At 65.7% G+C, this 25064-nt stretch carries 18 protein-coding genes; 10 read left to right on the top strand and 8 right to left on the bottom strand.

The genetic code is table 11. The features are described 5' to 3' along the window. Positions 1–150: 150 nt before the first annotated feature. The gene (locus tag IVB01_RS10650) at positions 151–2067 is read right to left on the bottom strand and encodes a cisplatin damage response ATP-dependent DNA ligase (protein ID WP_247281788.1); all 1917 of its coding nucleotides are present in this window, start codon (positions 2065–2067) and stop codon (positions 151–153) included. Then, the gene (locus IVB01_RS10645) at positions 2064–3101 is read right to left on the bottom strand and encodes a ligase-associated DNA damage response exonuclease (RefSeq protein WP_247282046.1); all 1038 of its coding nucleotides are present in this window, start codon (positions 3099–3101) and stop codon (positions 2064–2066) included. The genes IVB01_RS10650 and IVB01_RS10645 overlap by 4 nt, the downstream gene beginning before the upstream one ends. 199 nt (positions 3102–3300) lie before the next feature. Here IVB01_RS10645 and IVB01_RS10640 point away from each other — a divergent pair, with 199 nt between their 5' ends. The 4 genes from IVB01_RS10640 to pdeM all read left to right on the top strand — a co-directional run bounded on the left by IVB01_RS10640 (position 3301) and on the right by pdeM (position 9111). Beyond that, positions 3301–4227, top strand: a complete 927-nt coding sequence (locus IVB01_RS10640; protein ID WP_247281787.1) for a methyltransferase domain-containing protein — start codon at positions 3301–3303, stop codon at positions 4225–4227. 114 nt (positions 4228–4341) lie between these two features. Beyond that, the gene (locus tag IVB01_RS10635; RefSeq protein WP_247281786.1) at positions 4342–5571 is read left to right on the top strand and encodes an ABC transporter substrate-binding protein; all 1230 of its coding nucleotides are present in this window, start codon (positions 4342–4344) and stop codon (positions 5569–5571) included. Positions 5572–5800: 229 nt separating this feature from the next. Then, positions 5801–8386, top strand: a complete 2586-nt coding sequence (locus tag IVB01_RS10630) for a ligase-associated DNA damage response DEXH box helicase (protein WP_247494486.1) — start codon at positions 5801–5803, stop codon at positions 8384–8386. A 53-nt stretch (positions 8387–8439) separates the two neighbouring features. Further along, positions 8440–9111: a ligase-associated DNA damage response endonuclease PdeM gene (gene pdeM / locus IVB01_RS10625; RefSeq protein ID WP_247281784.1), complete on the top strand. Its 672-nt coding sequence runs from the start codon at positions 8440–8442 to the stop codon at positions 9109–9111. Here the strand turns inward: pdeM and IVB01_RS10620 are convergent. Next, positions 9108–9971: a LysR substrate-binding domain-containing protein gene (locus IVB01_RS10620; RefSeq protein WP_247281783.1), complete on the bottom strand. Its 864-nt coding sequence runs from the start codon at positions 9969–9971 to the stop codon at positions 9108–9110. The two genes, pdeM and IVB01_RS10620, sit on opposite strands and share 4 nt — an antisense overlap. Positions 9972–10066: 95 nt before the next feature. Here IVB01_RS10620 and IVB01_RS10615 point away from each other — a divergent pair, with 95 nt between their 5' ends. Together IVB01_RS10615 and IVB01_RS10610 are read left to right on the top strand one after the other, a co-directional pair. Then, a complete protein-coding gene (locus tag IVB01_RS10615) occupies positions 10067–10978 on the top strand; it encodes a DMT family transporter (RefSeq protein ID WP_247281782.1) in 912 nt (303 codons plus the stop codon). 12 nt (positions 10979–10990) lie between these two features. Beyond that, entirely contained in the window at positions 10991–11764 is a 774-nt protein-coding gene (locus IVB01_RS10610; RefSeq protein ID WP_247281781.1) for an MBL fold metallo-hydrolase, read from the top strand. Between the two features lie 109 nt (positions 11765–11873). Here IVB01_RS10610 and IVB01_RS10605 read toward each other — a convergent pair whose 3' ends face one another. From IVB01_RS10605 to IVB01_RS10590, 4 genes are all read right to left on the bottom strand, one after another. After that, positions 11874–12644, bottom strand: coding sequence for a TIGR02186 family protein (locus IVB01_RS10605; RefSeq protein WP_247281780.1), 771 nt, complete (start codon positions 12642–12644; stop codon positions 11874–11876). Further along, on the bottom strand, positions 12641–13558 hold the full coding sequence (locus IVB01_RS10600) for a sulfite exporter TauE/SafE family protein (protein WP_247281779.1): 918 nt from the start codon (positions 13556–13558) through the stop codon (positions 12641–12643). Before IVB01_RS10600 ends, IVB01_RS10605 begins: the two co-directional genes overlap by 4 nt. Positions 13559–13834: 276 nt before the next feature. Beyond that, positions 13835–17212: a tetratricopeptide repeat protein gene (locus tag IVB01_RS10595; RefSeq protein ID WP_247281778.1), complete on the bottom strand. Its 3378-nt coding sequence runs from the start codon at positions 17210–17212 to the stop codon at positions 13835–13837. A gap of 346 nt (positions 17213–17558) precedes the next feature. After that, complete coding sequence (locus IVB01_RS10590) at positions 17559–18146, bottom strand: PadR family transcriptional regulator (RefSeq protein WP_247281777.1); 588 nt, start codon at positions 18144–18146, stop codon at positions 17559–17561. Positions 18147–18344: 198 nt separating this feature from the next. On the opposite strand from IVB01_RS10590, the gene IVB01_RS10585 reads away from it, so the two are divergent. The 4 genes from IVB01_RS10585 (at position 18345) to IVB01_RS10570 (ending at position 24262) form a co-directional block, all read left to right on the top strand. Further along, the gene (locus IVB01_RS10585) at positions 18345–18728 is read left to right on the top strand and encodes a nuclear transport factor 2 family protein (RefSeq protein ID WP_247281776.1); all 384 of its coding nucleotides are present in this window, start codon (positions 18345–18347) and stop codon (positions 18726–18728) included. A gap of 113 nt (positions 18729–18841) precedes the next feature. Further along, entirely contained in the window at positions 18842–20632 is a 1791-nt protein-coding gene (locus tag IVB01_RS10580) for an acyl-CoA dehydrogenase C-terminal domain-containing protein (protein WP_247281775.1), read from the top strand. A gap of 52 nt (positions 20633–20684) precedes the next feature. Further along, complete coding sequence (locus IVB01_RS10575; RefSeq protein ID WP_247281774.1) at positions 20685–21893, top strand: acetyl-CoA C-acetyltransferase; 1209 nt, start codon at positions 20685–20687, stop codon at positions 21891–21893. A 155-nt stretch (positions 21894–22048) separates the two neighbouring features. Then, the gene (locus IVB01_RS10570) at positions 22049–24262 is read left to right on the top strand and encodes an FAD-dependent oxidoreductase (RefSeq protein WP_247281773.1); all 2214 of its coding nucleotides are present in this window, start codon (positions 22049–22051) and stop codon (positions 24260–24262) included. A gap of 130 nt (positions 24263–24392) precedes the next feature. Here IVB01_RS10570 and gstA read toward each other — a convergent pair whose 3' ends face one another. Continuing rightward, entirely contained in the window at positions 24393–25007 is a 615-nt protein-coding gene (gene gstA / locus IVB01_RS10565; protein WP_247281772.1) for a glutathione transferase GstA, read from the bottom strand. Between the last annotated feature and the right edge of the window lie 57 nt (positions 25008–25064).

The raw sequence follows: 25064 nt of genomic DNA, 5'->3' as shown, positions 1-25064 counted from the left end.
CAATCAGCTTACCGCATTTTAATTCGGGCAGCGCCAGGGCCACGATTTGGGCGCGCCGCCCGCCGCGGGCGCGGTGCAAACCTCTCCCGCTTGCGGGAGAGGGAGCGCACCTCTGCCTGGGCGAGAAACGAGCCTCGACTCAGCGCGCTTTCACGCCTCGATCTCCGCCGCCTCCGCCTTCAGCATCCTTTCCAGCGTTTCCAGCCGATCGGCCTCGCGCGGCGGCTTGTCCCAGCGCAAGCGGCTAATGCGGGGAAAACGCATGGCGACGCCGGATTTGTGTCGCGGCGAGCGCTGGAGCCCTTCGAAAGCGACCTCCAGCACCAGCCCCTTGTCCGGCTCGTGCACGACATGGCGGACGGGGCCGAATTTCTCGGTGGTGTTGCGGCGGACGAAGCGGTCGATCTGCAACAGCTCCTCGTCGGTGAAGCCGAAATAGGCTTTCCCGACCGGCACCAACTCGTCGCCGCCATCGCCTGCGGTCCAGACGCCAAACGTGTAGTCGGAATAATAAGACGAGCGCTTGCCATGACCGCGCTGCGCGTACATCAGCACGGCATCGATGATGTGCGGGTCGCGCTTCCACTTCCACCATTGTCCCTTCGGCCGCCCCGGCATATAGGGCGCATCGCGCCGCTTCAGCATCACGCCTTCGACCGCGTCCGCATCTTCGCCCGCACCGGCGCTGGCAGGATCGGCGCGCGCAGCGGTCAGCGCCTCCCAGCTTGCGAACGGGATGGTGGGCGACAGGTCGATGCGGGGATCGTCAAGCTTTGCGATGAAGGTCTCCAGCCGCTCACGCCGTTCCGCGAACGGCAGCTCGCGCAGATCGTTCTCGTCGTCGCCCAGCAAATCGTAGGCGCGCAAGTGGATCGGAAATTCCTTGATCAGCTTCGGCGAGACCACCTTGCGGTTCAGCCGCTGTTGCAGGACGTTGAAACTCTGCACGCGGCCCTCACGCAGGATCAGCAGCTCGCCGTCGATGGCGCCGGGCAAGCGCAGCGCCGGCACGAGGTCGGGAAAGCTTCCCGTGATGTCCTCGCCGGTGCGCGAGTAGAGCCGCGCCGTGATGTGGCCGCGATCATCGCGCCCTGCCACCGCCTGCACGCGGATGCCGTCCCATTTCCATTCGGCGATGTAATCGGCGGGATCGAGTGCGGCGAAATCCATGTCCTCGATCGCATGCGCCAACATCACGGGCCGAAACGGCGCCGGATCGCGATTGACGGGCTTTTCGGCGCGCCCCTCGAGCCACGCGAAGAGGTCGAGATACGGCGGGGCGAGCCCCGGCCAGATCAGCTCGATCTCGTGCGGATCCTTGTCGCCGAGCGCCGCTACCGCGGTCTTGGCAAGACGCGCGGAGATGCCGATGCGAAGCCCACCGGTGACGAGCTTCAGCAGCGCCCAGCGGCCGGTCTCATCGAGCTCGTCAAGCCAGCGTTCGAGTTGCCTTGGCAGCTCGGTCTTGCCGAGCGTTCGCAGTGTGGTGACGACTTCGGTGAGGGATGGGGGTGGCGGGCTGTTGTGGTTGCTTGGGTGAGAGGACACATTGGTATCGCGCCCGCGGTACCCCCCTTCCTGACCCTCCCCCACAAGGGGGGAGGGAACGGTGAGGCTCGTGTGTCCCTCACGCTTGGACTGTTTTGCGATGGTTACTGAAGCATCAGGTGATTGCGCAGTACTCCGCTGCGCTCCCTCCCCCCTCTCGTCCGTCGAAGCTCGAAGAGCGAAGGCGGATGTGGGGGAGGGCTGGGGAGAGGGGTAGCCCGGAAAGGATTCGTTATTACCATGCGCCTGCTTTGGCCACATCAGCGCCACCGTCTCCGAGAGATCGCCGACATAATCGTAGCTCAACCCGAACAGCACCGGGTCGGTGCGCGCGGCGATGAGATCGCGGATCAGGGCCGGCTTGGCGTGCTTGAAGCTCAGCGCGCCGGTCAGCGCGGCCAGCGCGTAGCCGCGGTCGGGATCGCCGACCTCGCGGAAATAGCCGGTGATCAGCCGCAGCTTGTTGTTGCGGCCGGGCTCGTAGGCGAGACGGTCCAGAAGCTCGGCGAAGCGGTTCATGCCTCCGCCTCGCCCTCAATTGGCGTCTCGCTCTCCTCCTCGTCGCCATAGCCGACGAGATCAAGCGGCCGCGCCTTCAAGCCCTTGCTTTGGCACCAATGCACCAGCGCGTCTTCCTGGCCGTGGGTGACCCAGATCTCGCCGGCACCTGTCGCACCGATCGTGGCGGTGAGGCCATCCCAGTCGGCATGGTCGGAGATCACCAGCGGCAGCTCGACGCCGCGCTGCCGCGCTCGGGCGCGCACGCGCATCCACCCGGAGGCGAAGGCGGTGAGAGGATCGGGGAAGCGCCGTGTCCAGAGATCGGATGTTGCCGACGGCGGTGCCAGCGTAATCGTGCCGGCGAGCGCCGCTTTCTTCACGCCTTTCGCGGGCCTGAGCTCGCCGAGTTCGATGCCGCGGATCTGATAGTAATGCGTGATCGTCTCCATCGCACCATGCAGGTAGATCGGCGCGTCGTAGCCGGCCTGGCGCAAGAGTGCGATCACGCGCTGGGCCTTGCCAAGCGAATAGGCGCCGACGAGATGCGCGCGCTCCGGAAAGAGGGCGACGGAGGCGAGCAACTTCTTCACCTCGTCGGCGGCATCGCCATGACGGAATACCGGCAGCCCGAAGGTCGCCTCGGTAATGAAAACGTCGCAGGGCACGAGCTCGAACGGCGTGCAGGTCGGATCGGGTGCGTCCTTGTAATCGCCGGAGGCGACGATGCAGGTGTCTTTGCAGCTCACCGCAATCTGCGCCGAGCCCAAGACGTGTCCGGCCGGGTGAAACTTGACGGTGACGTCGCCGAGCCGGATCTCCTCGCCATAGCGGATCGCTTGCGTCAAGCCGGCAAAATGCTCGCCATAGCGCAGCCGCATCATGTCCAGCGTTTCCTGCGTCGCCAGCACTGCGCCATGGCCGGCGCGGGCATGATCGGAATGGCCGTGGGTGATCACGGCCCGCTCAACCGGGCGCACGGGGTCGATATGGAAGCCGCCGGGCTTGCAGCACAGGCCGGCAGCAACTGGCAGCAGGATGTCTTGCGGGCGCATGGAGACGATATAGGAGGCAGGCGCCCCGAATTCACCTGTCATGCGCGGGCTTGCCGTCTCCGTTAGGCTTCGCCGGCCCGGCGGTGTAAAAAGCCCGCCGAAGCCAATGGGCGGAGGCTTGACCCGCGCATCCATGCACTTAAACAGTCGTTTTTTGATGGATTGCCGGGTCAGCCCGGCAGTGACGAGCCGAGTTCCTATGCCCCTGCGCCTGTTCCTGACCTCCGGCGATCTCATGGCCGACCGCCGCTTCGAGTTCGCGCGCGACCTCCAACTCAAGGGCGATCTGGCCGCGGCCGCGGACCTGCTGGAGCAGGCGATCGAGCTCGCGCCGAACTTCACCTCGGCCTGGTTCACCCTCGGCGAAGTCCGTCAGCAGCTCGGCGAGCGCGACAAGGCCATCGCGGCGTTTCGTGAAGCGCTCAGGTCCGATCCCGAGGATCAGCACGGCGCCGGCCTGCATCTGATGCGACTCGGTGATGCCGAGATGGCGGAGATGCCGAAGGCCTATGTGCAGGCCCTGTTCGATCAATATGCGCCGCGCTTCGAGCACACGCTGATCAACGATCTCGGGTACCGCGCCCCGAGCCTGATCTTCAAGGCGGTGCTGGCCTCACGCGCGGCCGCCAAGAAGCCCGCCTTCTTCAAGCGCACCATCGATCTCGGCTGCGGCACCGGGCTCGCGGCCGCCGCCTTCGCCAAGCAGGTCGATCATTTCGTCGGCATCGATCTGTCGCCCGGCATGATCAAGCAGGCGCGCGCCACCAATCTCTATGCCGAGCTCGAAGTCGCCGACATGATCGAAGGTCTGCGCGACAAGAGTGATGCGAGCGCGAACCTCGTGGTTGCCGCGGATGCCTTCGTCTATCTCTCTGATCTTGCGCCGGTGCTCACCGAGGCCAAGCGCGTGCTCGCAGCCGGCGGCGTGCTGGCCTTCACGCTGGAGACGCATGACGGCAGCGGCATCGTGCTCGGCGAAGGCCTGCGCTACGCCCATTCCGCGGAATATGTGCGCGCCGCCATCGCGAAAGCCGGGCTCAAGCTGCTGACACTGGAGCCGGCCTCGCCGCGCAACGAGAACAACGAGCCGGTGCGCGGCCTCGTCGCCGTTGCCGAGAAAACTTGAGTCTAGGCGCTAATCGCCTGGCAATTTGAGCGTCATTGCGTCGCAAAGCTGCGACTTCCCACTTGCGAGCCGTGCGGCGGTGCCAGCACAATGCGCGCACAGGGAGAAACAAACATGACCAAGAATCCATCGCGGCGCGACTTCAGCGCCGCCGCGCTCGCCACAATTGCCGCATCCACTTTGCCTGCGCCTTATGTCTGGGCCGCGGAGAAGAAATACGATGCGGGGGCCAGCGACACCGAGATCAAGATCGGGCAGACCGTGCCGCATTCCGGCCCCGGCTCGCTCTACGGCGTGCTCGGCCGCATTGGCGAGGCATATTTCCAGATGCTGAACGAGAAGGGCGGCATCAACGGGCGCAAGATCAAGTTCCTCACCATGGACGATGCCTACAGCGCCCCGAAATGCGTCGAGGCGACGCGGCGCCTGGTCGAGCAGGAGGAGGTGCTGGCGCTCTACGGCTCGCTCGGCACCGCACCGCAGACCGCCGTGCACAAATACCTGAACTCCAAGGGCGTGCCGCAGCTCCTGCTCAACACCGGGGCGTCGAAGTGGAATAACCCGAAAGAGTTCAAATGGACCATGGCGGGCCTGCCGCTCTACCCGACCGAGGCGCGCATACTGGCCCGGCACGTCGTCAGCGTGAAGCCGAACGCCAAGATCGGCATCCTCTACCAGAACGACGATTTCGGCCGCGACTTCCTGGGTCCCTTCAAGAAGGTGCTGGCCGATGCCGGCGGCACCGCGCAGGTGATCATGGAGCAGACCTACGATCTCACCGAGCCGACGGTCGATTCCCAGCTCATCAACCTCTCGAAGTCGGGCGCCGATGTCTTCTACAACATCTCCACCGGCAAGGCGTCGTCGCAGTCGATTCGGAAAGTAGCCGAGCTCGGCTGGAAACCGCTGCAGCTGCTGTCGGCCGGCTCGACCGGCCGCTCCATCCTCAGCGCCGCGGGCCTCGAGAACGCCACCGGCATCGTTGCCATCCGCTACAACAAGGAGGTCGGCCTGCCGAAATGGGAGAAGGACCCCGACGTGATGGCGTTCGAGGAGCTGCGCAAGAAATACACACCGGCGATCGATCCCGACAACACCATCGCCTTCGCCGGCTACGGCCAGGCGGTGACCATGGGCGAGATCCTGCGCCGCTGCGGCGACGAGCTCACCCGCGCCAACGTGCTGAAGCAGGCATCAAACCTCAACGGTTTCCACTCGCCCTATTTCCTCGACGGCGTCACCTACAGCTACACGCCCGAGAATTACACGCCAATGAAGACGCTGTTCATCTCGACGTTCACCGGCAAGGACTGGGACATCTCCGACAAGCCGATGTCGGAGTAGGGAAGCTCTTCCTTCTCCCCTTGCGGGAGAAGGTGGCGCGAAGCGCCGGATGAGGGGTTTTTATCCGCGCCTCCAAACGAGAGTTAGATTCGTGGGGAGAGACCCCTCATCCGTCTCGCCGTTGCGCGGCGATCCACCCTCTCCCACAAGGGGACAGGGACAGTGGCGTCGGCTATTCGGCCGCTTCAACCCCTCGACGAACCCGCGCGCACGGCTTACTTCTTATGCCGTGCCGCCCCGCATCCTCAAATCCCCGGCCGAGACGCCTGCGCTGCTGCCGGACCGCTTCAACGCGTGGTTCGCAGCCCGCGGCTGGTCGCCGCGCGCCCATCAATTGGCGCTCTTGGAGAAGGCACGCGAGGACCGCTCGGCGCTGCTGATCGCGCCGACCGGCGCCGGCAAGACGCTGGCGGGATTTCTGCCGACGCTGGTGGAGCTGTCTTCTGATGCAGCTCGGCGGGAGGCTAGCACGAAGAAGAGCCTCGTCTCCACCGGACGCAGCCTGCAGCGCAGCGGCGGTCTCCACACGCTCTACATCTCGCCGCTGAAAGCGCTCGCCGTCGACATCGCGCGCAATCTGGAGCGGCCGATCGCCGAGATGGCGCTGCCGATCAAGGTCGAGACTCGCACCGGCGACACGCCGGTGTCGCGCCGGCAGCGGCAGCGGCGCTACCCGCCGGACGTTCTGCTGACCACGCCCGAGCAGCTTGCGCTGTTGCTGTCCTCCGACGACGCGCCATTCCTGTTCTCCTCCTTGAAGCGCATCGTGCTCGACGAGCTGCATGCGCTGGTGACGTCGAAGCGTGGCGATTTGCTCTCACTCGGGCTGGCGCGGCTATGGCGGCTGGCGCCGCAGCTGCGTGCGATCGGCCTGTCGGCGACCGTCGCCGAGCCGGAGCAGCTCGCGCGCTTCCTGGTGCCGCAGCCCGAAGGCAGGGAAGCTGCGGCCGACATCGTCATCGCCGGTGGCGCCGCGCCGCCTTTGGTCGAGATGCTGGATACGCGCGAGCGATTGCCCTGGGCCGGTCACAGCGCGCGCCACGCGCTCCCTGAGATCTACGAGCTGATCAAGGCGAACAAGACCACGCTGGTATTCGTCAACACCCGCAGCCAGGCCGAGATGCTGTTCCAGAATCTCTGGAGCATGAACGATGACGGCCTCGCCATCGCCCTGCATCACGGCTCGCTGGACGTCGCCCAGCGCCGCAAGGTCGAGGACGCGATGTCGACGGGCAGGCTGCGTGGCGTGGTCTGCACCTCCTCGCTCGACCTCGGCGTCGACTGGGGCGACGTCGATCTCGTCGTCAATATCGGCGCACCCAAGGGATCCTCGCGCCTGATGCAGCGCATCGGCCGCGCCAACCACCGCCTCGACGAAGCCTCGCGCGCGGTGCTGGTGCCCGCCAACCGCTTCGAGGTGCTGGAGTGCCGCGTCGCCATCGATGCCATCGCGGAGAATGCGCAGGACACGCCGCCGCTGCGCACGGGCGCGCTCGATGTGCTCGCCCAGCACGTGCTCGGCTGCGCCTGCGGCGAGCCGTTCCTCTCGCACGAGCTCTACGGCGAGGTTCGCACCGCCGCGCCCTACGCAAACCTGTCGCGGCAGGATTTCGACGACGTGGTCGATTTCGTCGCCTCCGGCGGCTATGCGCTGAAGACCTATGAGCGCTTCGCCCGTATCAAGCAGGACAAGGAAGGACGCTGGCGCGTCGCCAACCCAAAAGTGCGGCAGAGCTACCGCATGAATGTCGGCACTATCGTCGAGGACGACATGCTGAAGGTGCGGCTAGTGCGCTCGCGCGGCGGTGAAGGAAAAGCAGGCGGCTCGACCGGGGTGATCGCGCGCGGCGGCAGGCTGCTTGGCGAGATCGAGGAAGCCTTCATCGAGGGCTTGAGCCCCGGCGACACTTTCGCGTTCAGCGGCGAGGTGGTCCGCTACGAGACCCTGGTCGAGGACCAGGTCTATGTCTCGCGCGCGCATGACAAGGATCCGAAGGTGCCGTCCTATATGGGCGGCAAATTCCCGCTCTCGACCTATCTCGCCGAGCGCGTGCGCCGGCTGCTCGATGATGGGCGCGCATGGGGTGGCTTGCCCGAGCAGGTGCGCGATTGGCTGTCGCTGCAAAAGGATGTCTCCCGCGTGCCCGCGGTGCGCGAGCTCCTGGTCGAGAGCTTTCCACGCGCCAACAAGCATTATCTCGTCTGTTATCCGTTCGAGGGCCGTCTCGCGCACCAGACCCTCGGCATGCTGCTGACGCGTCGTCTCGAACGCGCCCGCGCCCGGCCGCTCGGCTTCGTTGCCAACGAATATGCGATCGCGGTCTGGGCGCTTGGCGATATGTCGTTCATGATCCGGGACGGCCGGATCGATCTCGATGCCCTGTTCGACCCCGACATGCTCGGCGACGATCTCGAAGCCTGGCTCGCCGAATCGGCGCTCATGAAGCGCACCTTCCGCAATTGCGCGATCATCTCCGGCCTGATCGCGCGACGCCATACCGGCGAAGAGAAAAGCCGGCGCCAGGTGCTGTTCTCCACCGATCTGGTCTACGACGTGCTGCGCAAGCACCAGGCCGATCACGTGCTCTTGCGCGCCGCCCGCGCCGATGCCGCCACCGGCCTGCTCGACCTGCGCCGTCTCAGCGACATGCTGATGCGTATTCAGGGCCGGATCACGCTTCGGGAACTCGACCGCGTTTCCCCGCTCGCCGTCCCCGTGATGCTGGAAATCGGCCGCGAGTCAGTTTATGGCGAAGCTGGCGACGAGCTGTTGGCGGAAGCCGCCGACGAGCTGGTCAAAGAGGCCATGGGATAAGAGCAGGTTCGGACGTGACGGCAGGCGCGCAGGTTTCAGGAGATGTCGAGGACATGCGCGTTTCGAAGGTTACCATCAGCGGTGTGACGTTCGCGGCCGACCTCGCCGGTGCATTGTTCTGGGAAGAGCAGCGCCTGCTCGTCGTCTCCGACCTGCATCTGGAAAAAGCCTCCAGCTTCGCCACCCGCGGCGTGCTGCTGCCGCCCTACGACACGCTGGCGACGCTAAGCCGCCTTGCTGCTGTCATCTCCCGCCATGATCCACGCATCGTCATCGCGCTCGGCGACAGCTTTCACGACCGCACCGCGCATGAGCGTTTGTCGGCGGAAGATCGCGACGCTGTCGCCGCACTCCAGACCGGCCGCGACTGGATCTGGATCTCGGGCAATCACGATCCCATGCTGCCGCGTGATCTCGGCGGCACCGCCGCCGACGAAGTCTTGGTTGGCCCGATCGCCTTCCGCCACGAGCCGACCGGCGCAAGCGGCGAGATTGCCGGCCATCTGCATCCGAAGGCCCGCGTTTCCACGCGCGGCCGCTCGATGGAGCGCCGCTGCTTTGCCAGTGACGGGATGCGGGCCGTGATGCCGGCCTTCGGCGCCTATACTGGCGGCCTCAGCATCCGCGATGCCGCCTTCGCAAAGGTCTTTCCGACCAACGGCTTTGTCGCCCATCTGCTCGGCGACCGCCGCGTCCACGCGATCGCCGCGTCGCGGTGTTATTAGGCCGCCTTCGCCTGCACATCATCGCAGAACTCGGCGAGCCGATCGGCCAGCCGCAGCGTTGCGGGGCTGGCGCCGGGCGCGGCCATCAATGCCACCTCCGTGCGGTTGATCGGCGCAAAGCCATCCTTGGCGGTCAGCACGCGGTGGTCGGACTGGATGGCCATCTCCGACAGGATGCTCAGCCCCATGCCGGCGGCGACCGCGGCCTGGATGCCGGCGAGACTGGATGACGTGTAGGCGGTGTGCCAGGCGCGGCCCGCGCTTTCCAGCGCGTGAATGGCGCCGGCGCGATAGATGCAGCCGAGCGGAAACCCGATCAGCGGCACCGAGGGCACGTTGACGTCGACCGGATGGCTCTTGCTGGTGACCCAGTGCACCCGCTCGGGCCACACCGCGATGGCGTCCTTCGCGCCGGCCTCGCGCTTGTACAGCGCAAGATCGAGTTCGCCGCGTTCGAGATCACGGGCCAGATGCTTGCTCTGGTCGGCGCGGACGTCGAGCCGCAGGCGCGGATGCGAGCGCGAGAACGCACCGAGCAGTTTCGCCAGTCGGTATGCCGCGAAATCCTCGGGAATGCCGAGCCGGATCGCGCCTTCGCCCTCGGGCTGGCGCAGCACGTCGCGCGCCTCCTCGGCCAGCGAGAGCAGCCGCCGCGCATAGGACAGCAGCCGCTCGCCGGCCTCTGTGGGGCGGACATCTTTGCCGTCGCGGTGCAGCAGCGCCTGGCCGACGTCCTCCTCCAGCCGCTTGATCTGCTGGCTCACGGTCGACTGCGTGCGGTGAACGCGCTCGCCGGCGCGGGTGAAGCCGCCGGCCTCGATCACCGAGACGAAGCTGCGCAGCAGCTCGAGATCGAGCATCGCCGCCTCCATTCGAAAATCCACTGAATGGAAGTTAATCATTTAATTTCCAAATGGCAAGCTGCCTTCCTAGATCGAGGGCTCAGGAGAATGTCATGTCGCTCGCCCCATCGATCGCCGTCCCCCGCAGCCGTTTCAATCCGCTGCCGCTCTATATCGGCCTGTTCTGCCTGCTCTGGAGCTACGCCTTCATCGCCGGCAAGATCGGCGTCACCTATTGCCCGCCACTGATCCTGCTCGCCGCGCGCTTCTCGCTGGCCGGCGTTCTGATCCTGGGCGCGACCTGGATTCGAGGCGACGGCTGGTCCCTGTCCTGGCGCGACGCCGCGATCTTCGCCGTGCTCGGCATCGCCAACAACGCCCTCTATCTCGGGCTCGGCTATACCGGCCTGCAATCGGTCTCCGCGGGCCTCGGCGGGCTGATCGTCTCGGCCAATCCGGTGTTCACGGCTGCGCTTGCGGCGCTGCTGCTCGGCGAAGGCACGACCTGGCGCAAGGCGGCGGGCCTGCTGCTCGGCGTCATCGGTGTCACCTTCATCGTGTGGCACCGTTTGTCGGTCGGCACCGACAGCCTGCACGGCATCCTGTTCACGCTGGCCTCACTGGCCTCGATCGTAGCCGGCACCATCCTGTTCAAGCTGCTGGCGCCGAAGGGCTCGTTGTGGATCGGCAACGGCATCCAGAATCTCGCCGCCGGCATCGTGCTGGCGCCGGTCGCGCTCACCTTCGCCGACGTTCACGCGATCGTGGTCACCCCGAGCCTGATCGGCGCCTTTGCCTTCCTCGTGCTCGGCGGCTCGATCCTCGCCTACCTGCTCTGGTTTCATCTCCTGAAAGTGTGTGGCGCCACCGCCGCCAGCGCCTATCATTTCCTGATGCCGCCACTGGGCATGCTGTTCGCGTTTCTCGTGCTCGGCGAGCATGTCGAGGCCCGCGATTTGCTCGGGATCATTCCAGTCGCGCTCGGTATCTATCTGGTGACGCGTCCGGCAAAGCTCGTCTCGTAACAGGAGTTCATCATGCCCGTTTCCATCACCCTGATCGGCGGCCCCACTGCGCTGATCGAGATCGACGGCTTTCGCCTGCTCACCGACCCCACCTTCGACGCGCCCGGTGCCTATCAACTGCCGCATGTGAAGCTGGAGAAGACGATCGGACCTGCCGTCAGGCCTGACGCAATCGGTCCGATCGACGCCGTGTTGCTGAGCCACGATCAGCACTCCGACAATCTCGACAATTCCGGCCGGGAGCTTCTCGGCAAGGTCAAGCGCGTGCTGACGACCGAAGCCGGCGCAAAGCGCCTCGGCGGCCATGTCGAGGGCCTTGCGCCCTGGAGCGCCGCGCATCTCAGGGACGGCGACGGCAATGCGCTGACCATCACCGCGACGCCCGCGCGCCATGGCCCGGCCGGCATCGAGCCCTTGTCCGGCGACGTCATCGGCTTCGTGGTGTCGTCGAGCCGGAAGGACACGCGGCCGGTCTATATCAGCGGCGACACCACCTGGTTCGACGGCGTCGCCGAAGTCGCGCGCCGCTTCAAATGCGGTGTGGTGCTGCCCTTCGCAGGCGCGGCGCAAACGCGCGGGCCGTTCCATCTCACCATGGACACCAACGACACCATCGAGACCGCGCGTGCCTTTCCCGATGCGACGATCGTGCCGCTGCACACCGAAGGCTGGGCTCATTTCCGCCAGAGCAGCGAGGATCTGCGCAAGACCTTCGACGTGCTCGGCTTCGGGACGCGCTTGCGCCTGCTGGAGCCAGGCGTGCCGACGGTGATCGAGGCGCCGTGATGTCGCCACGTCGTCATTGCGAGGAGCCCTTGCGACGAAGCAATCCAGAATCCCTCCGCGACGGCAATCTGGATTGCTTCGCTTCGCTCGCAATGACGGAGTGTGTGGCTCAATCCTTCCGAAACACGATCGACGCCATCCAGCCCGTCATCAGCGCCATCGCTGCGGTGGCGAGGCCATAGAGAAGCCCATGTTGTCGCGCGCTGGTGGCGACGAACTGCTCCAAGCCGACCTTGACGATCTCGAACGCGGTCTCGGTCTTGCCGATGAACGCACCGCTCGCAAACAGCTTGATCTCCACCTCATAAGTGCCGATCGGCACCTCTGCCGGCAGCGGAATGCCGGTGCGGAACAGCGTCGGCGTCAGGAACGTCACCGCGCTCGCATCCTCCCGATAGAGCCCGTCCTGGGTGCGCAGGCGGATGAAGGCGGAGCGGAACGCATCGTTCGGCACCACGTCGGCATAGTCGCCGCTGACCCGCTGGGTCAGCAGCACGTTGTTGAGCCCGATCTGCTGCCGCCGCGCGATCTCGGGCGAGGTGATCACATCGAAGGGACGGTTGGCGAACAGCGCCAGATAGCTCGGCACCTCCAGGAATTGCCGGTAGTCGGTGTTGATCCAGATGCCGAAGGTGCGCTCCTTGCGCCGCGTCACCATGTCGGCGCGCGGGCCCAGCACGGTGACGACGAGATCGTAACTCGTGCGATCGGCCGGGGTCGTCGCATCCTTTTCGATCGAGCCGAACAGCACCAGCTCCTCGCCTGAATAATTCGGCGTCACGGTGACGCGGTGGTTGGAGACCGACACGATCAGCCGCTCGGCGCGCGCGCCGCCGACGAGCAGCAGGACGAGAAGCACTGCGACAAGCGCGCGCGTCATCCGCTCACTCCCAGCTCACGGATGGTGAAGAGGTCCGCAGGTTGGATCACCAGCTCGATCGCGAAGCGGATGCCGACCGAGAGGATCAAAAGGCCGAGCAGCAGCCGCAGCTGCTCGCCGCGGATCTTTTGGCCGGCGCGGGCGCCGAACTGCGCGCCTGTGACGCCGCCGACCATCAGGATCAGCGCCAGCACGGCGTCGACGAGGTGATTGGTCACCGCGTGCAGCATGGTCGCGAACAGCATCGTGACCAGGGTGAGGACCATCGAGGTGCCGATCACGGTCGAGGTCGGCACCCGCAACAGATAGATCATGATCGGCACCAGGATGAAGCCGCCGCCGATGCCCATGATGGCGCCGATGAAGCCGATCATGATGCCGACGACCACGACGGGAATCACCGAGAGGTAGATCTTCGAGCGCTTGAACCGCATCTTCAGCGGCAGGCCGTGGATCCAGTTGTGCGCGCGGCGCGGCGGCACCGCGCCGCGCCGGGTCCGCATAAGGGCGCGCAGGCCCTCGGAGAACATCAGGCTGCCGACGGTGCTGAGCAGCACGACGTAAGAGAGCGCGATCATCAAGTCGAGCTGGCCGAGCGCACGGAGCCGGGTGAAGGTCCAAACGCCGAGCGCCGTTCCGGTCACGCCGCCGCAGAGCAGGACGCTCGCAAGTGCCGGATCAATCGCGCGCCGCCGCCAATAGGACAGTGCGCCGGAAAAGGAGGAGGCCGCGATGTGGCTCGCGACCGAGGCGACCGCGACCGCCGGCGTGATGCCGATGAAGATCAGCAGCGGCGTCATCAGGAAGCCGCCACCGATCCCGAACATGCCGGACACGAAGCCGACCGCGGCGCCCATGGCGAGCACCAGGAAGACGTTGACCGGAAGATCGGCGATCGGAAGGTAGAGCTGCATTGAACCACGCGCCGGCGGGACAGATCGATTGCCGCGGAATGCTCGCGGGAAGGTCGGAACGATTGCCCCGCCCCTCCATAGCGGAATTCGCTGTCGGGAGGGATCGGGAAATTTGCGCGTGGTGAATGCGCGCAACAGCGGCATCCAAGCTCTTTCTCCTCACCCTGAGGAACCTGCGCAGCAGGCGTCTCGAAGGGCGAGGTCCGGATTTAGAGCCGGGCCTGCATGGTTCGAGACGCGCGCAAGAGCGCGCTCCTCACCATGAGGGGAAAGAGCTTAATGCGCCGCCGACGCCGACTTCTTGGTCGCGACCGGCTTCGGCGCCGGCTTGGCGCTCGCCTGCGGCGCGCTATCCCAGCCGCCGGCGGGCGTCGCGACATTGACGGCATCGTCGGGCTGCGGTTCGGCGCTGAAGGTCTGGATTGCGAGCTTGGCGGCGGCGAGCGATTGCGGGTCGAGACGTTTGGCGACGTCGTCGCGCTTGCCGGCCGCATCTGCGTCGCCCTGAGCGGCGGCCAGGCTGAACCATTTGTAGGATTCGGCGAGGTTCTGTTCGACGCCGATGCCGCGGGCATAGAGAATGCCGAGGTTGAACTGGCTGTCGGCAACGCCGCGGTCGGCCGCTTTGCGGAACCACAGCGCCGCGCTCTTGTAATTGGCGCCACGTCCGCCGCCATCGGCATCTAGCACCGCGAGATTGTGCATCGCCTTGGCGTTGCCGCGCTCGGCGGCCTGCGTGTAGTAGCGGCGGGCGATATCGGCGTCCTTCTTCACGCCAAGGCCCTTCTCGTAGAGCGTGCCGAGGCGGAAGGTCGCGGGCACCACGCCGGCCTGCGCCGCGCGGTCGTACCATTTGGCGGCTTCGTCGTAGTTCGCAGCCACGCCCTTTCCTTCCGCAAAGCGCACGCCGATCTCGTAGGCCGCGGTCGCATCGCCCTTCATCGCGGCGGTGCGCAGGCCCGGGCCGCCGATGCCGTCGGGCAGCTTCTCGCTCGGCGGCACCTGGATGAGGCCGAGCTTGCCGCGGCTCGTGCCCGACAGCGCGCCGGTGACGTCGCTGGAGACAGGCGGGGCCGCGGGAGGGACCGGCGGGATTTCGACCGAGGCCGAGCTGCCCGGATTGGCGGCGGGAGCCGGCGCGGCATTGTTCTGGGATTGTCGTCCGATCGGCGTCGGCGAGGTCATCGACGGTGTGACCTGTTCGGGCGTAGCGGGCTTGGTCTCGACCGGGGGCGGCGGGGCCAGCGGTGTGGGCTGGCCCGACGAATTCTCCATCGTTTGCGGCGCCGGCGGCGCGCTGCCGCCTTCGAGCAGGCCCATCGCCATCTTGAAGGTGCCGAGCACGATCACGACAACGCTCGCGCCGACCAGCAGCGAGCGGATCTTCGACGTGATGGTCGAGCCGCCGTCCTTGTCCTTGGAGCGATCGGCCCCCGCCTTGGCGGCGCGGCCGGTCTTTTCCGGCTGCGCGGCGGCGGCCTGGGCGGCGCGGCGCGCGGCGGCGATGAAGCTGGACGACGACACCGGCTCTTTCGGAGCGGTGGGAATTCCGCTGATTGCGCTCTCGGAGGCGGCGATGCGCTCCGACGGCGTGGCGACGCGTCCACCCGGCCGTGTGCCCGGCTCGAGCGGATGATCCGGCGGCAATTCCGGCGCGAGTGCAGCGCGCGCGGGCACGGTGTGCGGCTCCAGGATTTCGCTGATCGCACGCGGCGGAACGGGCGGTGCCGACGGCACCGGCGGCGGCGCGGCATGGAATTCGCGCGGCGCGGCGGCGAAGGCGGCCTGCGCTGCCTGCGCTGCGGCGGGGTTCGGCAGCTCCGGCTTCGGATCGTATTTCGGCTGCTGCGGCGGCCGCGGCTCGCGCGCCATCGGAGCGGGCTCCATCGGAGCGGCCTCCATCGGAGCGGCCATAGGCATCAGCGGTGCCGGCGGCGCGGTGCGCACGGCGCGCAGATCGCCCTCGATCATGGAGAGGCGGTCGACGACATGACCGAGCGTGTTGTGAACGGCTTCGAGCGAATCCTGCGTATTCCGGTTGGTCTCGGCCTGGCTGAAGCGGATGTCGGAGAGCTCGCGCTTGACGAGATCGACCACGCCGGAATCGGGCGGCGGCGAATTGCGGCTCTCGGCCAGCGCGGAATAGGTCGCCTGCTGCCGCTCCAGGTGCCTCAGGATGTCGTGCAGCCCGTCCTCGACGCGGCTCAGGTTGCCGCTGCGTGGATCGGAGGCGGCCTCGATCCGCTCCAGCAGATAGGAGACACGCTGCTCGAGATGGGCGAAGGTCGAGGCCGAGTCGTTGCCGACCTGCATGCGATCGAAGCGGTCCGACAGCGCACGGATCGCAGCTTCCAGATGCTCGGTGCTCTCGGACGGCTGCGCCCGCTCGCGGGTTTCCAGCGCCGCGGTGAGCGCCGCGATGCGCTGCTCCAGCACCGCAAAGCTGTCGCTCGGGCCGGTGGCGCGGGTGATCTGGTCGACCTTGGAGGACAGCAGCTGCACGTCTTCGGACAGACGCGCCAGCGCTTCGTTGGAGGCGACGTTGGAGACGATGCTGCGCAACGCCGAGATCGCGTCTTCGAGCTGGCGCACTGTCGAGGGATCGTCATTGGCGCGCAGGATCAGATCGAGCTTGGCGCCGAGATTGCGGATCGCCTCGTCATAGCCGGTGAGCTGCTCGGCCGGCGTCAGCGTGCGCAGCACCTGCTTGATGTCGGATAGCGCGCGCTCGATGCCTGACAGGACCTGGCCGTCGGTGCCGTTGGAGCGGGTCTCGTCGATGCGACGGTGCAGCGAGCGGATCTCGTTCTCGATCGATTCGATCGCGCGCCGCGGCATCGCCTCGGTGATGGCGTGACGGATCTCGGCAAGCTCGCTGCGGAAGGCGGTGACCGCCTGCTCGGTATTGTCAGGGCGCTGGAGCGACTCGATCTGGCTCGTGATCTTGAGCAGATGGCGCTCGAGCGAGGAGAAATCCGGCCCCGACGGTTGGGGCGGCGGCGCGTAGGCGGGGGCGGGTGGCGCCGCCATCGGCGCGATCGGCAGCGCGGCGCGCGGCGGCATCGGCCGCGGTGCAAAGCCGTCGAGCTCGCTTTGCCGCGCCGTGATCTCGGCGACCGCGACGTCGAACGACGCCGGGCTCAGGGGAGGCGAGCTGCGATAGATCTGGGCTGCCGCGCGCTCGACCGCATCGGCCTGGCGCTGGCGCGTCTCGACCGGTGACGGTGGCGGCCGCTGGGTCTGAGGCTGCTGCTGCGGCTTCGAGATTTGCGAGAGCCGTGCATCGAGCCGCGAGATCGCATCATTGAGCTGGCGCGCGACGCCCTGCTCGCGCGAGATGTCCTGCCGCGAAGGGTCCTGGCGCTGGGTGGGCTTTGAAATCCGTTCGATCTGCTGGGTGATCGCGTCGAGCCGCTGGTGGATGTCGGCGACTTCGCGGCTTTCCTGGCTCGGTCCGTGCGCCTGGCTCGGTCCTTGCGGAATGTGCTGCGAACGCTGCTCGTAAGGTGCGCGAAAGTTCGGCGCGGCAGTCTCGCCGAGCGTGGAGTTCAGCCAATCGTTGAGTGACATGCCGGCTCTGCGCGCAGCAGCTTCGGCCCGCTCCCGGACGGATGGATCGATGCCGTCAACACTCCACGATACGCGCGAATTCATGACTCTGTCCGGTTCCGACTCCGGCGCCCCACCCGGCGCCTCCAGCCTCCCCTCGCGTGCCGGTTGCAAACACAACCGAATTTGGCGCGGGTCGTCTGCCTCGAAAACCGACTTTTTCCTGTTACGGTAAATAACGGGTTAAGGAATGCGGCACCGCTGTCTTAAAGTTGGGCGGGGGAGCTCAGCCACGAACGAGGTGCGCTCCCTCCCCCGCTTGCGGGGGAGGGCTGGGGAGAGGGTGCTTCAACAACGAAGACTCCCAAAGAGGAGAAAGCCCTCACCCGGCGCTACGCGCCGACCTCTCCCGCAAGCTTGCGGGAGAGGTGACCGGCACTGCCTATGCGTCTCAGCCCTTCGCCCGCTTCCCCTCCTCCAGCGGCACTACGCTGGCCTTGCCGCTCATTGCCGACAGCGCGTCCAGCGCCTCCTCGCAGAAATCGGCCACCATCTGCTCGTGCCGGGCGCCGAGCTGAAGCAGGAGCAGATTGCCGAGGTCGAGCCGGCCTTCCGCCGTTCCCTCCGGAAAACGCTTCTTCAGGATGCGCTCGTAATTGGCGTGGCGGTCGCGGTGATGCTCCAGGCGGGCCATCAGATCAGTGCGTATGGGCTCGATGTCGATGCTGTCGAGCGCATGCAGCCGCACCAGGAGGTCGTCCTTGATCGAGGGCGGCGTGCTGGGCCGCGCGGCCCAGTGCCGCAGTGCTGTTCGGCCCTCGGGAGTAAGCGTATAGATCAGTTTATTGGGCTTGCCAGACTGCACGACCTCGCGGCCCTGGATGTAGCCGCGGTCGCGCAGCTTGGAGAGTTCGCGGTAGATCTGCTGGTGGTCGGCCTTCCAGAAGAAGCCGATCGATGAATCGAACGTCTTGGCGAGCTCGTAGCCCGTCATCGGACGTTCCGTCAGGCAAGCGAGGATTGCGTCGCCCAGTGCCATGACCGGCCTCCCTTCGCGAATTTGACCGACTTACTTGACTTTATGCGCATCGGCGCATATGCGTCAATGTGCATATGAGGCAGCTTGCGCACGGGGCTAAAGACCCCGACGGAAAATCCAGCGGAATCAACCTCCTCGCTACTGTGCATGGGGTTGTTTTTGTCCTTTTTGCCCTTGCCCTTAGGGAGGCACCCGAGAATGACCGGTCTCGATTCCTGGTACGCCTACATGAAGTCTCACGACCGCGCCGCGCTCTGGGACCTTCTGCACCCGGATGCCGTGTTCGAAAGCCCCGTCGTGCATTCGCCGCAGCGCGGGCGCGACATCACCTTCAAATACCTCTCCAGCGCCGAGAAGGTGCTCGGCGGCCCGGGCTTCACCTATGTCGGTGAATGGCGCAGCGACACTGGCGCCGTGCTCGAATTCAAGAACGTCATCGACGGCATCGAGATCAACGGTGTCGACATCATCAGTTTCGACAGCGACGGACGCATTACCCGTTTCAAGGTGATGGTGCGTCCGCTCAAGGCGATCAACATGCTGCACCGCCTGATGGCGGAGCAGTTGGCCGCCCAATCATGACACTGCCCTGAGGTTGCGGAAGCCGCTAAGCTCGCGACTGCGCCGCAGGGACTTCACGAGAATTCCACCACTTCAAGGCTCAACCAAGTCGAGGCCCGTGCCGGGAGAACGCCATGCCGATCTATAAAGCCCCCGTCGACGATGTGAACTTCCTGCTCAACGACGTCTTCCAGATCGATCGCTACGACAATCTGCCGGGCTTCTCGGATGCGTCCAGCGACGTGCGCGAGGCGATCCTCGGCGAGGCCGCCAAGCTCGCTGAAGAGGTGCTCCAGCCGCTCAACCGTATCGGCGATCTCGAAGGCTGCAAGCGTGCCGATGACGGCAGCGTCACCACGCCGAAGGGGTTCAAGGAGGCGTTCAAGCAGGTCGCCGAGGGCGGCTGGCTTGGTCTGTCGGCGCCGACCGAATATGGCGGGCAGGGGCTGCCGGTGACGCTCTCCCAGGCGATCAATGAATTCCAGATCTCCGCCAACATGGCGTTCTCGATGTATGGCGGCCTCACCATGGGCGCGACCGCGGCATTGCTGGTGCACGGCACGCCCGAGCAGAAGCAGACCTACGTGCCGAAGATGGTCGCCGGCGAATGGACCGGCACCATGAACCTGACCGAGCCGCATTGTGGCACCGATCTCGGCATGCTCCGCACCAAGGCGGTGCGCCAGGCCGACGGCAGCTTCAAGATATCAGGCACCAAGATCTTCATCTCGGCCGGCGAGCATGACCTCGCCTCCAACATCATCCACCTCGTGCTCGCCCGCATCGAGGGCGCGCCCGCCGGCATCAAGGGCGTGTCGCTGTTCGTGGTGCCGAAATTCCTGGTCAACGCCGATGGTTCGGTCGGGCAGCGCAATAGCGTCGTCTGCGGCTCAATCGAGCACAAGATGGGCATCCACGGCAATTCCACCTGCGTGATGAACTACGACAACGCCACCGGCTGGCTGATCGGCGAAGAGAACAAGGGTATGCAGGGCATGTTCGTGATGATGAACGAGGCTCGCCTCGGCGTCGCCGTGCAGGGCCTCGCGCAATCCGAGGTCGCCTATCAGAACGCGGTTGCCTATGCCCGCGAGCGCATCCAGGGCCGCGCGCTGACAGGCGCCAAGGCCCCGGACAAGCCGGCCGATCCGATCATCGTTCATCCCGACGTGCGCCGCACGCTGCTCTCGATCCGCGCCTTCAACGAGGCCGCGCGCGCCTTCGTGATCTGGACCGCGCTGAAGAGCGACGTCGCGCATCGCTCGGAGGATCCCAGGGACCGCCAGGCCGCCGACGACCACATGGGCCTGATGACGCCGGTGCTGAAGGGCTTCCTTACCGATTACGGCTTTGCCAATGCGGTGCACGCGCAGCAGATGTATGGCGGCCACGGCTACATCGCCGAGCAGGGCATGGAGCAGTTCGTGCGCGATGCCCGCATCGCGATGATTTATGAAGGTGCCAACGGCATCCAGGCGCTCGACCTCGTCGGCCGCAAGCTGCCGCGGGACGGCGGCCGCGCCATTATGGCCTTCTTCGGCGAGGTCATGGCCTTCGCCAAGGAGAACGGCGGCGACGAGGCGCTAAAACCGTTCATCGCTCCGCTCTCGACCTCACTCGGCCATCTCCAGCAGGCCACCACCTGGCTGATGCAGAACGCGATGGCGAAGCCGGACAATGCCGGCGCCGCCGCAACCGATTACCTGCATCTCTTCGGCTTCGTCGCGCTCGGCTACATGTGGGCGAAGATGGCGAAGGTGACGCTAGGGAAGATTGCCGAGAGCGGGGCCACGCCCTATCTCTCGACCAAGCTCGTCACCGGCCGCTTCTTCATGGAGCGGATGCTGCCGGAGACCGCGGCCAATCTCGCGCGCATCCAGGCCGGCTGCGCCACCATCATGGAACTGCCGGCGGAAGCGTTCTGACCTGCTTCCGCCGCCTGCTCCCAATCGTTGAACATCACATCAGGAGGGCGTCATGCCTGAGGCATTCATCTACGACCACGTTCGCACCCCGCGCGGCCGCGGCAAGGCGGACGGCGCGCTGCACGAAGTCACGGCGCTGGCGCTCGCGACCGTGCCACTGAAGGCGCTGAAGGACCGCAACAACCTGCCCGAGGACTCGGTCGATGACGTCGTGCTCGGCGTGGTCGATCCGGTGGGCGAAGCGGGCAGCGACATCGCGCGCTTCGCAGCGCTGAAGGCGGGTCTCGGCCAAGCCGTGCCCGGCGTGCAGATCAGCCGCTTCTGTGCCTCAGGTCTCGACGCCGTGAACTTTGCCGCCGCCCAGGTGATGAGCGGCCAGCATGAGCTGGTGATCGGTGGCGGCGCTGAATCCATGAGCCGCGTTGGCATCGGCGCCTCCGGTGGCGCCTGGCCGATGGATCCCTCAATGGCGGTGCCGGCCTATTTCATGCCGCAGGGGGTCTCGGCCGATTTGATCGCCACCAAATATGGTTTCTCGCGCGACGACGTCGATGCCTACGCGGTGCAAAGCCAGCAGCGCGCGGCCAAGGCGTGGGACGAGGGCCGCTTCGATAAGTCGGTGGTGCCGGTGAAGGACATCAATGGCCTCACCATCCTCGCCAAGGACGAGCACATGCGGCCCTCGACGACGATGCAGTCGCTGGCCCAGCTGCAGCCGTCGTTCACGATGGTGGCGCAGATGGGCGGCTTCGACGGCGTCGCGGTGCAGTCGCATCCGGAGATCGAGCGCGTCAACTACGTGCACCACGCTGGCAACTCCTCGGGTATCGTCGACGGCGCCGGCGCCGTTCTGCTCGGCAGCAAGGAGGCAGGCGCGAAATACGGCCTGAAGCCGCGTGCCAAGATCCGTGCCTTCGCCAATATCGGCTCCGAGCCGGCGATGATGCTGACCGGTCCAGTCGACGTCACCGAAAAACTGTTCGCGCGCTCCGGCATGAAGAAGTCCGACATCGACCTGTTCGAGCTCAACGAGGCCTTCGCCTCCGTCGTGCTGCGCTACATCCAGGCCTTCGACATCGACAATGCCAAGATCAACGTCAATGGCGGTGCGATCGCGCTCGGCCATCCGCTTGGTGCGACCGGCGCGATGATTCTCGGCACCGTGCTCGACGAGCTCGAGCGCACCAACAAGTCCACCGCGCTGGTGACGCTGTGCATCGGCGGCGGCATGGGCACCGCAACCATCATCGAGCGCGTGTAACGCGTTGCTGTAGGGTGGGCAAAGCGAAGCGTGCCCACCACTGCGCTTCGAAAATGATGGTGGGCACGGCGCAGGAGCGCCTTTGCCCGCCCTACGAGATCTCAAGTCAACCGCCAGCGCCTGAGATCGGCGGCCGGCACCGAGGAGCAACCAAAATGTCGTACAAGAACTTCAAGCTTGAGACCGATTCCGATGGCATCGTGCTCGTCACCTGGGACATCCCGGGCCGTTCGATGAACGTGCTCGACGAGACCTCGACCAATGAGCTCGACGCGATCGTCAAGGCGACCACGGCTGATGCCGCGGTGAAGGGCGTCGTCATCACCTCAGCGAAAGAAGCATTCTGCGCCGGCGCAGATCTCTCGATGCTCGAAGGCATGAACCAGGCCTACGCGAAGGTCTTGAAGGAGCAGGGCGAGACCGCGGCGAACCAGATGCTGTTCGAGCAGAGCCGGCGCTTCTCGCAGGTCCTGCGTTCGATCGAGACCTCCGGCAAGCCCTGGGCGGCGGCGATCAACGGCCTCGCGCTCGGTGGCGGTTTTGAGATCACGCTGTGCTGCCATTATCGCGTTGCCGCAGAGAACCCCAAGACTCGTCTCGGCCTGCCCGAGGTCAAGGTTGGCCTGTTCCCCGGCGCTGGCGGCACGCAGCGCGTGCCGCGTCTGGTGCCGCCGCAGGACGCGATGACGATCCTGCTCAAGGGCGATCCCGTCACGATCGAGAAGGCGAAGGCGCTGAACCTGATCCACGCCATCGTTCCCGCTGCCGACCTCATCAAGGCGGCCAAGGACTGGATCAAGGGCGGTGGCAAGGCGGTCGCACCCTGGGACGAGAAGAGTTTCAAGCTGCCCGGCGGTCCGGTGTTCTCAAAGGCCGGCATGATGATGTTCCCGGCCGGCAACGCAATCTATCGGCGCGAGACCTACGACAATTATCCGGCCGCGCGCGCGATCATGAGCTGCGTCTATGAAGGCCTGCAGCTGCCGATCGACGCCGCCTTGCGCGTCGAGTCGCGCTATTTCACCTCGGTGCTGCGCTCAAAGGAGGCGGCCGCGATGATCCGCAGCCTGTTCCTGTCGATGCAAGAGCTCAATAAGGGCGCACGCCGTCCGAAGCACGTGCCGCCGACCAAGGTGAAGAAGATTGCCGTGATCGGCGCCGGCTTCATGGGCGCGAGCGTCGGCTACGTCTCGGCTCGTGCCGGTCTCGACGTCGTCCTGATCGATCGCGACCAGGAGAGCGCCGACAAGGGCAAGGCGCATGCGCAGAAGGTGATCGAGGAGCAGATCAAGAAGGGCCGCGCCAAGCCGGGCGATGCCGAGGCGCTGCTCGCCCGCATCACCGCGACGGCGGACTATGCCGCGCTGAAGGATGTCGACCTCGTCATCGAGGCTGTGTTCGAGGACCGCAACGTCAAGGCGGAGACCTTTGCCAGGGCGCAGGAGTACCTAAAGTCCGACGTGATCTTCGCGTCCAACACCTCGACGCTGCCGATCACCTCGCTGGCCGAGAGCTTCAAGGACCAGGGCAAGTTCGTCGGCATCCACTTCTTCTCTCCGGTCGAGAAGATGATGCTGGTCGAGATCATCCTGGGCAAGAACACCGGCGATGTCGCGCTTGCGACCGCGATGGATTACGTCCGGCAGATCGGCAAGACGCCGATCGTGGTCAACGACTCCAGAGGCTTCTTCGCCAACCGCTGCGTCGGCCGCTACGTCGCCGAGGGCAACGAGATGTTCCTGGAAGGCGTGCCGCCGGCAATGATCGAGAACTGCGCCAAGATGGCCGGCATGCCGGTCGGCCCGCTCTCGCTGTCGGATGAAGTCGCGCTCGACCTCGGTCTCAAGATCATGAAGGCGACGGAAGCCGATCTCGGTCCCAACGCCATCAATCCCGAGCAGAAGAAGCTGATGGTCGAGATGGTCGAGAAGCAGGGCCGGCTTGGCCGCAAGAACAGCAAGGGCTTCTACGACTATCCCGAGAAGGGCAAAGGCCAGAAGAGCCTGTGGCCGGGTCTCTCGGCCTTGCAGCCGAAGCAGCTTGACCCTGACACGCTCGACATCGAGGAGCTGAAGCAGCGCTTCCTGGTGGTGCAGGCGGTGGAAGCCGCTCGCACGGTCGAGGATCACGTCATCACCGATCCGCGCGAGGCCGATGTCGGCTCGATCCTCGGCTTCGGCTTCGCGCCGTTCACCGGCGGTACGCTGTCCTACATCGATTTCATGGGTACGAAGAAGTTCGTCGAACTCTGCCACAAGCTCGAGGCCAAATACGGCTCACGCTTCACGCCGCCGAAATTGCTCGAGGAGATGGCCGCAAAGGGCGAAACCTTCTACGGCCGCTTCGCGCCGAACAAGGCGGCGGCCTGACGGAACCCGTCATTCCGGACAGTCCGCAACGCGGACTGATCCGGAATCTCGATGGGCTTTGCTCGGTCATGCAACAACTGCGAGCTACCGGGTCCGCCGCGTCGCGGCGCCCCGGAATGACGAAGAACAATCACTTCGCCTGAAGCAGCCCTTCCTTCCTCAGCGCTTCCTGCACCTGCGGCCGCGCCGCGACGCGGGCCTTGTAGGCGGTCAGGTTAGGCATCGCCGAGAGGTCGAACTTCATGCGGTCGGCCCAGGTCAGCATCGTGAACAGATAGCCGTCGGCGACCGTGAACTGCTTGCCCATGAGGTAGTCGCGGCCGGCGAGCTGGCTGTCGACATATTTCAGCTTGCCCATGACGCGGTCCTTGAAGAAGGCCTTGGCCTCGTCGTTCAGCGCCGGGGCGAACAGGGGGCCAAAGCTCTTGTGCACCTCCGAGGTGAGGAAGTTGAGCCATTCGAGCAGCTTGTAGCGCTCGGAACTGTCGCGGGCGGGGGCCAGCGCCTTGCTTGATGCCCGATCGGCGATCATCTGGACAATCACCGGGCCTTCGGTCACGATCTCACCGCTGTCGAGGCCTAGCGCAGGGACCTGGCCCTTGGGGTTCAGCTTCAGATAATCCTCACCATTTTCGAGCTTCTTGGCCCGGATATCGACCTTGACCAGCTCATAGGGCAGGCCGGCTTCCAGAAGCGCGATGTGGGGGGACAGGGAGCAGGCGCCGGGCGAATAATACAGCTTCATGGAATTTCCTCCTCATGACGCTTGGTTGGAGCGAAAGAACGACTACATGCGCTTGCA

Origin of the sequence: Bradyrhizobium sp. 164, assembly GCF_023073715.1 — a bacterium.
Taxonomy (GTDB): domain Bacteria; phylum Pseudomonadota; class Alphaproteobacteria; order Rhizobiales; family Xanthobacteraceae; genus Bradyrhizobium.
This window is presented reverse-complemented; position numbering and strand designations above follow the sequence as displayed.

Bases quoted from the DNA above. Each gene is read 5' to 3' on its own strand.
- IVB01_RS10585 (WP_247281776.1), top strand. From the start codon at position 18,345: ATGACCGGTCTCGATTCCTGGTACGCCTACATGAAGTCTCACGACCGC.
- IVB01_RS10610 (WP_247281781.1), top strand. From the start codon at position 10,991: ATGCCCGTTTCCATCACCCTGATCGGCGGCCCCACTGCGCTGATCGAG.
- IVB01_RS10590 (WP_247281777.1), bottom strand. From the start codon at position 18,146: ATGGCACTGGGCGACGCAATCCTCGCTTGCCTGACGGAACGTCCGATG.
- IVB01_RS10635 (WP_247281786.1), top strand. From the start codon at position 4,342: ATGACCAAGAATCCATCGCGGCGCGACTTCAGCGCCGCCGCGCTCGCC.
- pdeM (WP_247281784.1), top strand. From the start codon at position 8,440: ATGCGCGTTTCGAAGGTTACCATCAGCGGTGTGACGTTCGCGGCCGAC.
- IVB01_RS10615 (WP_247281782.1), top strand. From the start codon at position 10,067: ATGTCGCTCGCCCCATCGATCGCCGTCCCCCGCAGCCGTTTCAATCCG.
- IVB01_RS10595 (WP_247281778.1), bottom strand. From the start codon at position 17,212: ATGAATTCGCGCGTATCGTGGAGTGTTGACGGCATCGATCCATCCGTC.
- IVB01_RS10570 (WP_247281773.1), top strand. From the start codon at position 22,049: ATGTCGTACAAGAACTTCAAGCTTGAGACCGATTCCGATGGCATCGTG.
- IVB01_RS10645 (WP_247282046.1), bottom strand. From the start codon at position 3,101: ATGCGCCCGCAAGACATCCTGCTGCCAGTTGCTGCCGGCCTGTGCTGC.
- IVB01_RS10605 (WP_247281780.1), bottom strand. From the start codon at position 12,644: ATGACGCGCGCGCTTGTCGCAGTGCTTCTCGTCCTGCTGCTCGTCGGC.
- IVB01_RS10650 (WP_247281788.1), bottom strand. From the start codon at position 2,067: ATGAACCGCTTCGCCGAGCTTCTGGACCGTCTCGCCTACGAGCCCGGC.
- IVB01_RS10600 (WP_247281779.1), bottom strand. From the start codon at position 13,558: ATGCAGCTCTACCTTCCGATCGCCGATCTTCCGGTCAACGTCTTCCTG.
- IVB01_RS10580 (WP_247281775.1), top strand. From the start codon at position 18,842: ATGCCGATCTATAAAGCCCCCGTCGACGATGTGAACTTCCTGCTCAAC.
- IVB01_RS10640 (WP_247281787.1), top strand. From the start codon at position 3,301: ATGCCCCTGCGCCTGTTCCTGACCTCCGGCGATCTCATGGCCGACCGC.
- gstA (WP_247281772.1), bottom strand. From the start codon at position 25,007: ATGAAGCTGTATTATTCGCCCGGCGCCTGCTCCCTGTCCCCCCACATC.
- IVB01_RS10575 (WP_247281774.1), top strand. From the start codon at position 20,685: ATGCCTGAGGCATTCATCTACGACCACGTTCGCACCCCGCGCGGCCGC.
- IVB01_RS10620 (WP_247281783.1), bottom strand. From the start codon at position 9,971: ATGCTCGATCTCGAGCTGCTGCGCAGCTTCGTCTCGGTGATCGAGGCC.